Origin of the sequence: Pseudoalteromonas sp. PS5 (assembly GCF_004103255.1) — a bacterium.
Taxonomy (GTDB): Bacteria; Pseudomonadota; Gammaproteobacteria; order Enterobacterales; family Alteromonadaceae; genus Pseudoalteromonas; species Pseudoalteromonas peptidolytica.
This window is the reverse complement of record NZ_RCSQ01000016.1, coordinates 62,559-77,499: the sequence shown is the minus strand read 5'-3', so window position 1 is coordinate 77,499 and position 14,941 is coordinate 62,559. Positions and strand designations below refer to the sequence as shown.

Here is a 14,941-nt window from a genome sequence, read left to right as displayed (position 1 = left end):
CATGAATGAGGTTAGCCTGCTGAGTGCGCTTATCATGGGGCTTGCTGGTAGTGGACATTGCTTAGTCATGTGTGGGGGAATAGCCAGTTCATTGCAGCTTGCCAGTAAACAATTGCCAAGTTTAGTTGTTGCAATACTTTACAACGTCGGCCGTATCAGCAGCTATGCGTTAGCAGGCGCATTAGTTGCGCTACTAGGTGCAAGCTTAGCAAAACAAAATACTATGATTGCCAATGTGCTGCAACTGATGAGCGGTGTCTTTATGATATTGATAGGCATATATATTATGCGCCTCGCCAGCACACTAAAGTGGCTTGAATCGCTAGCGAAAAGCCTAATATGGCAGCATATAGTTAAGCTAAATAAATATTTGGTACCAATCAATACAAAGCCAAAGGCCTTTCTATATGGCGTATTGTGGGGATGGTTACCATGTGGATTAGTATATTCGGCGCTAACTTGGACACTCCAAGCTAAAAGCCCATTTGAAGGCGCATTGATTATGCTCGCTTTCGGCGCAGGCACTCTACCTGCGCTTATTGCCATGGGACAATCCGCGTTACTATTACAAAAGTTTATTAATCATCTAGTTACACGAATTATCATGGGAAACTTACTGATTTGGTACGGCGTTTATCTAATTATTATTGCAACTGATAAGCTAGTACATTAACCTATCCTTATCTAAGCAAACTCATCATTTTAGATGACTAGTGACATTTTTTGAGAGTAGGAGCTCCAATTAAAAACAGTTTCATCTTTTGCGTGTTGTGAGAGTTTGCGGCACCCCAGGCCACTCAAAAAATGAGTAGTAACTGGAGCGCCTTCGTGTGCGTCACAGACTTATGGAAATTTTATGGACTTAAGTAATCAAAATCGCTCAAAGAGCCAATGCACCATTAGCTGTAACAATTGCAGCATCAGCCAGCTATGCTTGCCCTTTTCATTAAATGGCAGCGAAATGGATAAGCTGGATGAAATTATCGAGCGCAAAAAGCCCTTGCATAAAGGTGACTACCTGTTTGAATCTGGTAGTAAGCTAAATGCTATTTTTGCTGTTCGTTCTGGTTCATTTAAAAGTTATACCCTGTCAGAGCAAGGTGATGAACAAATCACAGGGTTTCACTTAGCGGGTGATCTCGTTGGTTTTGATGCCATCAATAAGATGCAGCATCAAAGCTTTGCACAAGCATTAGAGACCTCAATGGTATGTGAGATCCCATTTGATACGTTAGATGAACTTGCTGGAAAATTACCTAAGTTACGCCAGCAAATCATGCGTTTAATGAGTAGTGAAATTAATTATGACCAAGAAATGCTGTTGCTTCTTAACAAAAAAACAGCGGAAGAGCGCCTAGCTACGTTTATATTTAATCTCTCCAACCGCTTTGGTGAACGCGGTTTTTCTCGCAAAGAGTTTCGCTTTACGATGACGCGTGGTGAAATTGGCAATTACTTAGGTTTAACCGTTGAGACTATCAGCCGCCTGCTCAGTCGTTTTCAAAAAGCAGGGATCATAAAGGTTGAAGGTAAGTTCATTACGATTAATGATGCTGAGGCACTCGCTGAAACAGCAGCAATTGCATCTTGATTTAAAACAAACTAATTATTGTTAGGGCTTTATCCTTAAGTAAGATCGGTTACACTCAATAGAGTCGCAAAGGTAATACTAGCTTGCGGCTCTTATTGTTAATTTGCCGTTTTAAGGAGATAGTCGTGGATCAAATTAAAAATATACTCACCGTTATTGACCCAACCAAAGAGCGTCAGAATAGCCTAGCGCGTTCTATTAACCTCGCTAAACGTACCGGTGCAGATATCACCGCATTTATGTCTATCTACGACTTCTCTTACGAGATGACAACCATGTTATCTAAAGGCGAACGTGAAAGCATGCGTGAAGCCGTGATCAAAGATAGAGAGCTGTGGCTGGCGGATATGGTCAAAGCTTTCCCCGACGTCAATATAAAAACCAAAGTAGTTTGGCATAACCGTCCATACGAAGCCATCATCAAAACCGTGCTTGAGCATGAGTATGACCTCGTTATTAAATCTACTCACGAGCATGACACTTTAAAGTCCGTTATCTTTACGCCTACCGATTGGCATCTTATTCGAAAGTGCCCCGCTCCGCTCCTACTGGTGAAAGATCACGCATGGCCTGAGCAAGGCAATATTATCGCCGCAGTCAACTCTGTAAGTGATAATGAGCAACACCAAACGTTAAATAAGCGTATTATTACTGATGCACAATTTTTATGTGGGTTGGCAAACGCGAAGCTTAGTTTGGTCAACTCTTACCCTGCGACGCCTGTCAATATTGCTATTGAGATCCCCGAGTTTAACCCATCGCAGTACAATGAAGCGGTTAAAAAACACCATGAAGATGAAACCTTTGCGTTAGCAGATAGCTTCTCGATAGACAGACATGACTGCATTATCAAAGAAGGTCTACCTGAAGATGTGATCCCGCATGTTGCCAAAGAGAAAGATGCTGAACTTGTCGTTATTGGTACTGTTGGTCGTACCGGCTTGAGCGCAGCGCTTGTAGGTAATACTGCTGAGCATGTTATCGACAGTCTTGACTGTGATGTATTGGCATTAAAGCCTGATGGCTATCAATCACCGCTAGCAGATTGATATTCCTCTAATAACAAGGGGAGTCTTGTTAGACTCCTCCTCTGATTTACCTTATTTTTGTGACAGTGCACTAATCGAGTAACTTGAATTTAACCGTACTCTTTAGCGTTTTTTTGGGGCCTAGTTTTGAAGCGCCTCCCATCACATAAACCCAGCCATTATGACTCACTTGACCGTGGCCATGACGTGGAAATGGCATATCCGGCAACGATTGCCAGGCATCAAGTTTTGGATCATAAAGCCATGCAGACTTGTAAACCTTGCCAGTATCCTGTTCATTTTGATAATCAAGAGCTTCGCCACCAGTAACCAAGATCTTACCGTTAATCACGCTTGCGGCTAAACCAGCTGCAGCTATGGGTAGAGGTGCCAACGCTCTCCAAGAATCAGTTGTGCTGTTATAAACTTCTACCGTGTTTAAATTTGTAGCTTCATCCCCGCTTGTCCGCCCACCAATTACATAAATATCATCGCCAATCACGGCACTGGCCGCAGAACTTCTTGGACTCGGCAACGGCTTTGCTCTACTCCAGTAAGCATTGTTTTTTAATACATAGTGCGCTGTACTATCAATGTTGCTAACAGAATCATCATCAAGAGTCTTGCCACCAATAACATGAATATTCATCCCCATGCTAGCATATACAGATTCAGCTAAAGGACTTGGTAAACTTGGTGCTGACACCCAACGTCTGAGGCGACCATCTAAGCGATATACTGTCGATTGAGGTTTCCATACTGCTCCCTTTGTTCCGCTAAATCCACCTATTGCATAGAGGTAATGAATATTACTTGCAAACCCTATATGGTGCCTCGGATCAGGTAAAGAGGGAGCACGCTTCCATATCTCCTCCGATGGATTTAACAGATACACCTTATCGGACAGACCAAGCCCTTGAAAAGTCTCCAGCTCCGAAGCACTAAACCCACCACCTACAAAAATGCGATTGATAAAAACGGTCGGATAAATTTCCTGAAATGCTACGGGTAAAGATGTCGAAGTTTGCCAAGTTTGCTGTGACATGCTCTCTTGGGCATGCACATTTGTGGCCCCCATTGCCAAAGCCGCTATACAAAATATGTACTTAAATGTTAGTGGTAGTCGTCTCACCTAAGCCTCTCGTGCACATTTACTTTCGCCAAGTGCGTTTAAATAGGGTTGTTATCAACTATATAGTAAGTCATGCAGGCAAACAAAGGCTGGAGTATCAGTTCACTACTCGTTGCTTTGTCGCTCTATCCGTTTACTAACTCATAGAACTATTCATAAATAACAACAATTTATACGAAAAATCCAGCCTCTAAGTTCAATAAAATAAAACCCTTGTTCTGCTTGCCAGTCAGGCTACCAAAATTAAGGAAAAATCAAGAATAACCTGTCATGACTAGATATATCTCTGTATCCAGAACACGAAGTAAAACGCGGATAGCAAAAAGAGTGGCGCGGTAGCGAGTTGTGCTCGAGTGATATGTGATGATTTTGTCCGCTTCCATGTCATCAACACACCTGTTAATGACATTCCGCTCAATGCAACCCCCATTAAAAACCACACCAATTTTGAGCCCAGCCCAGCAAAATAGCCGAAGTGCAGTGGATCGGCATACTCATTGAGATAACTGCTAAGTTTTAGGTTTTGCGGCGCTTGGACCTCGACGATCGCTAATGTTGCGGGGTTGATATAGACTTTATGAGCACGATCACGAAGTAATGGGTTACTGGCTACACCTTGAAAGCGTAGTGCAGATGTTTCTGTTCTTGGAAAATGTACACTGGTGATAGTCCAACCGTTGATAGCCCCCTGAGCTTGATTAAAAGCAGCCTCGAACTGCTCACCAGAGAGCGCGACTTGACCTTGAACTGATTTGATTTGTTCTATTTTTGGTGTTCTTGGCTCCAAACTATGATCGACTACCCGTAAACCAAACTCAAATAAATACCAAAAGCTCGTCAGAATAATGATGGTAGTAAACCAGAGTCCCCACAACCCTAGCATCTTGTGTAAATCACTTAATAGCACCCTCGACCCTTTTGTTAGTCGCACACGCCAAAGCGCTATTTTCCAGTTTTTTGTGGTTTTTAGACCGGTGTAAAGAGAAATCAATAAGACAAAAGCGAAAAAAGTAACGATTGGTAGCCCAGGGACGGCAGGCATAAACATATAACGATGGAAGTCTCTAAAAAACCGTTGTACGGTCAGTGTTGAAATATCCCCTGTTACTTCATAAGTCCATTGATCGACATGCACATATCTGTCTTTATCACTCTCAAACGACACACGCGCTCGATATGTAAAATAGTCGCCTCCAATAGTGCCTAACGTTAACATACGTCCATCAGGGTATTGCGTTGAGATTGACTCGTACATCGCACGCCAAGCTGTCGCAGTATGCTCAGACTCTCCTTGGGGCTTGTCCGTCGCTCGCATTTGATCAAAGACAAGCCAGTCAATTTCATTTGATACCGTTGCAATCGTGCCGGTTGTGAGGATCACAAACATGACCATCGCAAGCTGAAAACCAACCCAAGCATGCAAATCATACAGTTTCCGCAGTCGTTTTCTTTGCTTGGTTTTGTCTAACATTTAGCCCTCACAACGATTGATGACAACGATAAACTACCAATTATAGGTAAACTCAAGAAACGCATTTCTAGGGTCGCCCGGGAAATGCCCGGTACGTGCTAAGAAACCAGACTCGGCATATTCTTTGTCGAAGACGTTTTCAACTCTAAATAACACGCTGTAGTTGTCTACTTCCCAAATGATTGAAGTATCAGCAACAAAGTATGAATTAAGCGTTTGCCCCGATAGGCTCAATTGCTCATCGACATAATTCCCACCGACAGCAAATGCTAAGTTCCATTGTGGGATCTGGTATCTTGTCCAAATGCCCAATTGATTTTCTGGCGCATTGGCAAATCTATCACCGACACTATTGCGGATCCCACCAGAGCCATTATCAGCCGTGATTTTGGCATCATTATAAGCATAGGCAAAACTCACCACCCAATCTGGTGTCACGTCAGTGATAAGTTCAACCTCCACACCTTTACTGGTTATTTCACCAATTGCAGCTAGATTATCAACTCCATCTTGTTCTGGGTCGACCCCTGTCCTTTGCAGCAGGTTTTGCCTCTTTATTTCGTAACCCGCCACCTTCAACAACGTGCTGCCGCTGAATAGCTCAGCATTAACACCAACTTCGATGATGTCGCCGGTTGTCGGGTCGAACGGTCCACCAGCTTGCACATCCTGACTCGAAACGCCCTGAGGCTCATAAGAATCAGCCCATTGTGAGTATATCGACACGTCGTTAGTTAGCTTATAAATACCACCCACTCTAAAGCTGATGTTGTTATCGTCAAATTTAGTGCCGTTCGCATCGTCCTCAAACTTATCGAAACGCATACCGCTAACTAGAGTAAATTTATCCCAAGCTAGTTCATTTAAAACGTAAGCACCGTTACGCTTTTGCTTTGTAGTGCGCTGTGGCGCAAATTTGACATTGTATTGGCTCGGGTCTGTTTCTCCATAACGTGGCTTATGCAAAGACAGTGGCAAAATATCAGAGTTTAGAGAGGTGCCATTTAGATAGCGGAAAATAAAGTCATTTGAAGCAGAGGCACGACCTAACAAGGCATCTTCTTCACCTGAATAGATGTCAATACCAAACGCTGTACGCTGTTCGGCACTGAATGCTTGGCTCTCATAGACAAAGTTTGCAGCAAACGACAGTTGGGATTGCGCTCTTAATTGATCGCGAAACTCACGCGCTACTAGGTCAATATACCCATTACCGTCACTGTCTATTAACGCCCTTGGCTCATGATAGTTCTGTGATTGCTCATTATCAATATAGCGCAGTGCTACGTCGTAATTTAGAGATGAAGTTAGCTCACCAACTAAACTCGCTTGTAGTACATCCGATGTCAGATCTAAAAAGTCGGATGGTTCATTATGATTCCACTTAGGGTAGGTCAGAAACTCGCCACTATCATCTGCTGGCACACCGCGAAGTCGGTTAGCATCAAGATCTTGTTTGTAGTGTGTATATTGCAGTACCAGACGTGCATCATCAAAGTCATAGGCATAGCCTGCATCAATTATTGCGACTTCACTGGCGCTGTTATCACGATAGGTATCTTGTTGTTCATAAAACGCGCCGAGTCGAATGCCTTGTGCTTCAGCAACTTCAGAGGTGACTTCTGCAGAGCCGCCAAAACGGTTGTCTGTACCAAAGATGATACGTGTGTTTGCACTAAATTCTGCTTGTGGCTTTTTTGTAATGTAGTTAAATAGCCCCCCTGGTGCACCAGGTCCGTAGAGCATACCTGATGGTCCTTTTAAAAAGTCGACACGTTCAACATTAAAAAGTTGCGGTACGTTAAAACCAACGTATGGGTCTCCTCTTAAGCCGTCAAAGTAAATTTCTTCCTGACGAAAACCACGTGCTGTGACTCCGGCATAACTGAATTGACTAACACCTGCAATATTGCGGTATAAATCCTTAGCGTCTCTTGCACCTAAGTCATGGATCAAATTCGCATTCAGCGAGGTAATCATCTGAGTTGAATTTAATGGGTCAACTGCAAGCTTTGCCGTAGTGGACTCACCATTACGATATAGATTCAATGTTCGGCTCACCACCGTGATCGTTTCAATCTCTTGCTCTGTCATTTCTTCTTGAGCATTTTGTTGCTTTGCTGACACTTGCAGCGAGGGATACATCATCGCTAAGACAATAAGGGAAAGCTTAGATATTTTGTTCATTAGGGGTCACACAAGATAATTATAAAAACAGCCCGCAAATAATAACAATTATTAGTTGCATTTAAAATAACAAATGGAAAATAATTGCAATTTCCAACACAGTTAGTATTGGATTGCTCCTAATGATAAATTTTTAATAAAGCACTGATTGAGTTCCCCGCTCTGACCTCAGTCTCGAACGCATGTAATACCCATTAACCCGAGGGTGAAGGAAGCATCCATGCCCGTTTTGTTAAACATGAACCTTCTATCGGGCAGCGCAAACTGTTCAGTAATACTGTTCAGTAATACTGTTCAGTAATACTGTTCAGTAATAAAGTCAAAATGGGCTTGATAGATTGGAGGTTTGAACCAAAAGGCGGACTGATAAAGCCACTTTAAAAGGAAGCTAAATACAGCGCTAGGTAAAGGCACCTAGCGCAACGAGAAGTTATCCCAATTGTCGTAATTAAGTGGTCTATTGTGAGGTGAGAAAATCTTAACGCAGTTAGCGTCAAATTTACGCCTTCAAATTGAGCAAATATTAATGCTAATAGGTATTAAATATTTGTCACATCAATAAAGAGTGACTCATCTATATTTGTTGACGAAACTACAGCCTCATTAAAGTCATACGCTTCTCGTTCACCATTTCTATCAAGAGGCAGACTTTCAAAATCGAATAACTCTGTATCTGCCAACTGACTTGGGCTAACGTTTTGAATAGATTTAAAAATATTCTCTACGCGGCCAGGGGTTTTCTTGTCCCATTCCACTAACATAGACTTGATATTCTGCCTTTGTAAGTTTTCTTGTGAGCCACATAGGTTACATGGAATGATTGGAAAGTCTTTATGCTCGGCATACTGAAGCAGATCTTTTTCGCGAGCATAAGTTAGTGGGCGGATCACCACATTGCGACCATCATCTGAACGCAGCTTTGGTGGCATCGCTTTCATTCTCGCGCCATAGAACATATTTAGGAACAGTGTCTCAACAATATCATCTAAGTGGTGACCTAACGCTATTTTCGTCGCGCCAATTTTCTCGGCGAAAGAATATAAAGTACCACGGCGTAAACGAGAGCAGAGCCCACAGGTAGTCTTACCCTCAGGTACTTTTTCTTTAACCACTGAATAGGTATCTTTATCTATGATGTAGTATGGAATATCTAAGCTTTCAAAGTACTCAGGCAAAATATGCTCAGGGAAACCGGGCTGCTTTTGATCTAGGTTCACCGCTACAACATCAAAATGGATCGGCGCTGCTTTTTTTAGATTTAGCAAAATATCCAGCATTGCAAATGAGTCTTTTCCACCACTGATGCAAGCCATTACGACGTCACCTTCTTCGATCATATTATAATCTTTAATGGCATTACCGACATTGCGGCGCAAACGCTTTTGCAGCTTATTGAACTCTAAAACTTCTTTACGATTATCTTGCTCTATCATGGTGTTAGGTGCCGTACTCATACTTACTCAAGCCTGTAGTAAAGCTTTCAAGCTTTGCTACATTACTACATCAATTATGGGGCGCTGATTATACGTGAATTTACAGTGAGGTTAAATACAAAAAATGGCGCTTACATGGAGCGCCATTTTCATTTATCTTGGGGTGTAGATCTCAAGCGAACTAATTCATTGATATTATAATCCGAACACCACTTTTTCACTTTTCAGCATGCGGCTACTTAAGTAGGTAAAGATAGCAAATAGCCCCAAAGTTACCGCACTAGAGAGTAATAACTGCGGTACAGGGATAGCATTACCTTTGATGATCTCTATCATGGCATTTTGCTGAGCCGCGATAGGCATCCACTGCATAATATCCGTGGCGATATCATACGTTGTCGCCATACTCATCATTACTGGAATAAACAACGCCATTGCGACATAAGATTGTGCTTCTTTAAAAGACTTGGCAAGAAAAGAGATAAAGATAAGCAAACTGGCAGACATTAGTGCTATTGGTAAGCCAATTAAAATCGCTGTAACAATAAACGTAAAATCAATAATAACGGTAAAGCCCATCATTTCCCACGGCACCATGTTGTATGCAAACTTAGAGACTACAGTGGTTAAAATTAATGCAATGATAGAGAAACCTGCAATTGCGCCTACTTTAGCTAGTACAATATGTGTTGTGCTTATTGGGTGACTCAATAACAGTTGTAAAGAGTTGCGCTCTCTCTCCCCTGCACTGCTGTCAATGGCCATTCCCATCGCAGCGTAAAAAAGCGAAATAATAATAGATAGCGTGGCAATCCCAAGCACAAATCCACCTTTAGAAGTAGGCGTTGCTTGATCATGTGTTTGCACGTCGATTGCGCGGGCAATGGTTGGGTCAATACCACGGGCCACCAGACGTAGTGAAGCAACTTCGCTGTTGTATAGCATCAAATTACGTTCCAAACGATTAATTGACGCACGTAGTTTTTGCTCTGATTTATCCGCAATAATAAATACCGTGGCGCTCTTTCCTTGCGTCATATTGACCTGATAATCGTCACTGATCTCCAAAGTAATCGCTTTAACTTCCTCTCCCTCTCCATGTTCAATTTCTTTACTTGCAAGGAACTGCACGAGATTTGGTGCATTATGTGCATTTTTTATCGTGATTTTTAATGCCTCTGGTGATGCCATTTGTTTAAACATCACAGTAAACAGTACACACATTAAGATAGGCGCACCAATACAGTAGTAAAGTCCGGCCATTACTGAGCGCTTATCTCTACTTGCATCTAGCACTTCTTTTTTAAACAATATTGAAATCAACTTCATCATGCCGCAATTCCTTCATCTGTACCAATTAAGGTGATAAATGCTTCTTCCAGGGAGGTTTTACCTGTTTGCTCACAAAGTGACTGCGGGGAGCCTTGTGCGACCACTTTCCCTTTGGCCATCACGACCACATGATCGCAAAGTGCTGCGACTTCTTGCATTACGTGGCTTGAAAACAACACACAGTGACCTTGTGCTTTTAACATCAACAGCAGATCACGTAGCACTCTGGTACTCATTACATCCAGCCCTCGAGTCGGCTCATCCAGAACAATATTTGTTGGTTTATGCACAATCGCTTGTGCTAGCGCTGTTTTCATTCTCTGACCTTGAGAAAACCCTTTACAACGCCTATCAGCGATATCAAGCATTTGTAACTTCTCAAGTACCGTTTGTGTGGCAGCTGCGGCGGCCTTTGGTTCCATACCACTCAACTGTGCATAAAACTGAGTGTATTCACGTGGTGTCATTCGTTCATAGAGCCCACATGGATCGGGAAATAAACCAAGCTGCTGTTTCGCTTTTGTTGGCTCTTTAGCAACATCAATATTATCTATCGTGGCATGACCTTTATCAGCCTGAAGCAAACCAAACACAGTGCGCAAACATGTTGTTTTACCAGCACCATTCGGGCCTAGTAACCCCGTAATTTGGCCATCACTGGCAGTGAATGAAAGCCCATCTAACGCGTTCACTTCACCAATTTTTTTATATAAGTTATCTACTTGGATCATGACTTACTCCTTATCAGCAATGCTGGCTGGGCCATTAATATTCATAAAGAATTGCTTACGTGTATCTTCTTGAAGACAACTAGTATCAAAATCTCCGACAGCTTTTTCATCATAAAACTTAGCAATAAGTTTATTTGCACAGCTTTGACTCGCAACAATATGGGTTGCTGTCGGTGCCACTAAATGGGTTGCATTAGTCAGTTTTTCCATCGCCACTTCAGCCCACTTTGCTGGCGTAGCTGGGTCTAAACCACCAGATAGCAAAAGCGTTGGTATATCAGACTCTACAGGGTCATAGTAGCTATCAGGAACCGGTTTAACATCCCATATTGGGCAGGTAATATCGAGACCTTCAACCATTGTCTTACCAATATAATTCTTGCTGTACTTCTCTTTATCGGCACCTGATAACCTTGCCCAGTCTTCACCACATACAATGGCCTGATGCATACCAAGGGCGAGATCCATACCGTCCTCATTCGGCGCCATCATACCCACTAAAGGTAATACGTTACCTTTACTCGCTTCACTAATAGCAAGTGGGATCAACACTCTTGAAGGATGAGCATAAAGAGCCATCCTGATTGCGCCATATAGCTTAGACTTAGTCATTGTCATATCTAATGGCTGACTTGTCCTTGGGTGCAAAACGGATACTTTAAGTGGAGTTTGCTCAACTTGTGTCAGTAATGATTGCCAACGCTGGGCTAAATTAGGGTAAGCTTGGGCGCATTTTTGATCCGACTGGCATTGTTTAAACAACGCATTCAACGAGTCTTCAATCGCCCCGCCAATCGCTAATAAGCTTTGGTTACTTGGTGCAAGACCGTCTAATACTGCTGACGCCACGCTATCAGGGAACTGTCTCATATACTCAAGTGCAATACGAGTGCCATAAGAGCCACCGTATAAATGCAGCTTACTATAGCCAAGCGCTTTTCTTACCGCGTCGAAGTCTTTGGCCGCAGCGGGGGTGGTGTAATCAGACAAGTCTGTCGCTAGTTTTTCTTTACACTCAATAGTGTCTTCTTTGTAAAAGTCTAAGCCTAATAAAGTATCATCCACAGCAAACTGGCTTGCGAGATCATCAAGCCCACACTGTAAAAGATTAGACTTTCCAGTTCCTCTTTGGTCAACAAGGATGATGTCTCTATTCTCTCTGGCATATTTTAAAATGCGCTCAAAGTTCGCTGCGATGCTCGTCGCCGACTGCCCAGGACCGCCTGCAAACGCGAGTATTGCTTCTTGCGGATATAAGGGCTTGATAGCAGGAATAACCATAAAGTGAATATCAATTTTTTGATCTTGTTTTTCATCACTTAATGGTTGCGACAATGTACCACACTGCACTCTATCACTCAGGTGTTTAGCGTAGCAAGGCGCTAATTCAACTGCTGATGTCGCTGCACGAAGTGGCAACGCAGCACTAATAAGTAAGGGTACTGCCGCCAACTTTACTAAGTTTTTCTTAATGTTAAATGGCTTTTTCATAGTTAATTCCTTGTTGACTCATCGCCAGTATGCTAACTTTAAATGAGTGTATCAGTGTATTATTGTATTAATACAGTAGAATCAGAGTAATGCTAGATCTTATTCATGTCAACCCCAACAGCGCAGAGCCCATATACAAACAGCTATTTGATCAAATAGTGCGGTTAATCGTGTCTGGTAAAGCACATCCCGGAGACGAATTGCCTTCGGTGAGAAAACTTGCAGAGTACTTTGCAGTCAACCCCATGACAGTATCTCGTGCAATTGGGCAACTAGTAGATCAAGGTTGGCTTGAACGCAGACGCGGTCAGCCAACCCGGGTAGCAAAGCAACTAGCCATGCAACAAACGGACAACCTTCTGCAAAAAAATTTAAGTATTTTAATCACTGACGCTAAGCAACTGGGGATAAGTAAAACAGAGTTGTTATCATTGATAGATAAAAACTGGGAACAAGAATAATGACAAACCCACTACTAGAATTTGATCAAGTAAATAAGCAGTTTGCAGGTAAAGCTGTTTTAAACAATATCAACCTTATTATTGAGCCGGGTATGGTGATGGGGTTATTGGGGCGAAATGGTGCGGGTAAAACCACATTATTACGTATCGCCCTTGGCCTGATCTCACAAAACACGGGAGTCGTAAGGTGTTTAGACAGTGACAATCGGCAGCTTAGTCCTGCATGCAAGCAAAGAATCGGATATGTACCCCAACAACCGTGTGGCTATCAAGGATTTAAAGTCAATGATGCACTGGCACTACACAGAAGCTTTTACCCTAACTGGGACAGTACGCTAGAGCAAACATGGCTATCGCGACTTGAGCTTGATGGCAACGCGCTAGTTAGTAACCTTTCTGGCGGACAGCAACAAAGCTTGGCGCTTATCATGGCTATGTCATACCGTCCACAGTTACTGATTTTGGATGAACCCGTTTCCAGCTTAGACCCCATTGCACGCCGAGCTTTTATGAGTGATTTGTTTGAGTTAGCATTGGACGCAGGTTCAGGGGTGCTTTTCTCTTCCCATATCACCTCAGATGTCGAACGTATCGCGAGCCATATTGCAATCATCAAAGACGGAGAGGTACTCGTTTCGGGAGAACTCGACAGCTTAAAAGAACAGATCAAAATTGTTCCAAATAGCGCCAGCGACCCTTTACCCGGAGCCACAATACTTCATCAGTCTCAGCGTTCTACCGTATATCAAGCAAGCTCCTGTAACTTAAGATCCAAAAAACCTGAACATAACATCACAAATCTTGAGCAGCTTTTTGTGGAGCTACATCAATGAGATTCATCGGCAAGGCAAATTACTGGTCAGGATTCTCTGGACTGTGGATGAAAGAATGTGGCTCCGCCAACTTCTTCATTCCTGGCGTATTAGGCGCATTAGTGTCTCCTTTTGCGTTCATGATAGCAGATCAACATCTTCAAAGTTTTGCTTTAGTTTTCTCACTTAGTGCTTTATGGATGGCGTTCTGCTGGCAAGTTGTCAAACTTCAGGCGCAAGAAGGAGCAATCTTATTCCCTGCGCTCAAGCATCATGTTTACAAGCAAGGTGGACTTATTTTATTACTTGGCTACGCGTTCAATGCGCTAGCTATGATAAACCAACCGGTGCTTGAGGTTATCTGTAGCATGCTATTTGCCAGCGCATACTGCGGCTACTTCTTTTTGCTCACGCAAAGAAGCAGTCGCCACTTTAAGCACAATAGTTACTTCTTTATGCTGCTTTTAATGGCTGCTATGTTTTTTGGTCACCAACCAACTACATTAGCCGCGTTAGCGATCCCACCGAGCCTCATTGCTTTATACTTCATTTTTACAAGGCAAAAAAACTGCCACTGGCACCCAGAGGCCTATCAAACCTACCTTAATAATATTCAAACGGGGTTACTACCTGTTCATACTTTCACGCCAGCTTGGTTGACACAGAAGTTTCGGCATTTTTTGATGCCTATGAGTTATTTTTCTGGAAACTTGCTGCTACAAACCTTCCAACTTTTTGTGTTAGCTGGTCTGCTTGCAATAATTGCCGCCGTGTTTTTTGATGCCAACTCTCAGTTTTTGATGATGTTTATGGATGTGCTGACAATTATGGTTGCGATTTTCGTGTGTTGGTCAAAGCTACAAACTAGGATGAGCTGGGATCAACTTTATTTGCTTCCTATCTACTCGAGCCTGACTTCCATTAAACGGGCATATCACATTGCCGCATGCAAACTGGCTCTATGCCTGGCACTATATCAACTTATTATCATACTTGTTTGCGACAGCTTGTCTGCACTACAACCTTACTCCGTTTATATTCTCATTTTTGCAGGCTCAGTATCCAGTTTTATGCTGTGTATTGCCCTTGGCAGTATTGTTAACAATACTATTTCACTCTCACTCTCCTGCATGTTCGCTCTGGTTTTAGACAGTGCTCTAAAAACTTACCTTTTAGAGCATCATCAAGCTATCAGTAGCGTACTTGTGATGTTTGGCTACTGTATAGCTATCAGCTTGCTACTTTTATATGCAAGTAAAAAGGTTGAGTAAC

Annotated in this window: 13 protein-coding genes; 6 read left to right on the top strand and 7 right to left on the bottom strand. The window is 42.7% G+C overall.

The window, feature by feature from the left end; genetic code table 11:
- Position 1 precedes the first annotated feature (1 nt).
- The 3 genes from D9603_RS02415 (at position 2) to uspE (ending at position 2,640) form a co-directional block, all read left to right on the top strand.
- Positions 2-673, top strand: coding sequence for a sulfite exporter TauE/SafE family protein (locus tag D9603_RS02415; protein WP_128729911.1), 672 nt, complete (start codon positions 2-4; stop codon positions 671-673).
- 183 nt (positions 674-856) lie between these two features.
- Positions 857-1,591 (top strand): FNR family transcription factor, encoded by a 735-nt coding sequence (locus D9603_RS02410; protein ID WP_125253861.1) that lies wholly within the window; start codon positions 857-859, stop codon positions 1,589-1,591.
- 125 nt (positions 1,592-1,716) lie between these two features.
- Entirely contained in the window at positions 1,717-2,640 is a 924-nt protein-coding gene (uspE, locus tag D9603_RS02405; RefSeq protein WP_128729910.1) for a universal stress protein UspE, read from the top strand.
- Positions 2,641-2,710: 70 nt separating this feature from the next.
- On the opposite strand, the gene D9603_RS02400 is transcribed toward uspE, so the two are convergent.
- The 7 genes from D9603_RS02400 to D9603_RS02370 form a co-directional block, all read right to left on the bottom strand.
- Positions 2,711-3,697 (bottom strand): kelch repeat-containing protein, encoded by a 987-nt coding sequence (locus D9603_RS02400; RefSeq protein ID WP_128729909.1) that lies wholly within the window; start codon positions 3,695-3,697, stop codon positions 2,711-2,713.
- Positions 3,698-4,025: 328 nt separating this feature from the next.
- A complete protein-coding gene (locus tag D9603_RS02395) occupies positions 4,026-5,222 on the bottom strand; it encodes a PepSY-associated TM helix domain-containing protein (protein ID WP_128729908.1) in 1,197 nt (398 codons plus the stop codon).
- Between the two features lie 33 nt (positions 5,223-5,255).
- Positions 5,256-7,409 (bottom strand): TonB-dependent receptor, encoded by a 2,154-nt coding sequence (locus D9603_RS02390; protein WP_128729907.1) that lies wholly within the window; start codon positions 7,407-7,409, stop codon positions 5,256-5,258.
- Between the two features lie 539 nt (positions 7,410-7,948).
- The gene (gene ttcA, locus D9603_RS02385; RefSeq protein ID WP_125253885.1) at positions 7,949-8,842 is read right to left on the bottom strand and encodes a tRNA 2-thiocytidine(32) synthetase TtcA; all 894 of its coding nucleotides are present in this window, start codon (positions 8,840-8,842) and stop codon (positions 7,949-7,951) included.
- Between the two features lie 195 nt (positions 8,843-9,037).
- Positions 9,038-10,174 (bottom strand): ABC transporter permease, encoded by a 1,137-nt coding sequence (locus tag D9603_RS02380; RefSeq protein WP_125253856.1) that lies wholly within the window; start codon positions 10,172-10,174, stop codon positions 9,038-9,040.
- Entirely contained in the window at positions 10,171-10,905 is a 735-nt protein-coding gene (locus D9603_RS02375) for an ATP-binding cassette domain-containing protein (protein WP_128729906.1), read from the bottom strand. Before D9603_RS02375 ends, D9603_RS02380 begins: the two co-directional genes overlap by 4 nt.
- Before the next feature lie 3 nt (positions 10,906-10,908).
- Positions 10,909-12,396: an alpha/beta hydrolase gene (locus tag D9603_RS02370; RefSeq protein ID WP_128729905.1), complete on the bottom strand. Its 1,488-nt coding sequence runs from the start codon at positions 12,394-12,396 to the stop codon at positions 10,909-10,911.
- Positions 12,397-12,485: 89 nt separating this feature from the next.
- On the opposite strand from D9603_RS02370, the gene D9603_RS02365 reads away from it, so the two are divergent.
- The 3 genes from D9603_RS02365 to D9603_RS02355 are packed head-to-tail and all read left to right on the top strand — an operon-like array spanning position 12,486 to position 14,940.
- Positions 12,486-12,857 (top strand): GntR family transcriptional regulator, encoded by a 372-nt coding sequence (locus tag D9603_RS02365; RefSeq protein ID WP_125253853.1) that lies wholly within the window; start codon positions 12,486-12,488, stop codon positions 12,855-12,857.
- The gene (locus tag D9603_RS02360) at positions 12,857-13,690 is read left to right on the top strand and encodes an ABC transporter ATP-binding protein (RefSeq protein ID WP_128729904.1); all 834 of its coding nucleotides are present in this window, start codon (positions 12,857-12,859) and stop codon (positions 13,688-13,690) included. Before D9603_RS02365 ends, D9603_RS02360 begins: the two co-directional genes overlap by 1 nt.
- On the top strand, positions 13,687-14,940 hold the full coding sequence (locus D9603_RS02355; protein WP_128729903.1) for a hypothetical protein: 1,254 nt from the start codon (positions 13,687-13,689) through the stop codon (positions 14,938-14,940). Before D9603_RS02360 ends, D9603_RS02355 begins: the two co-directional genes overlap by 4 nt.
- The last annotated feature ends 1 nt before the right edge of the window (position 14,941 follow it).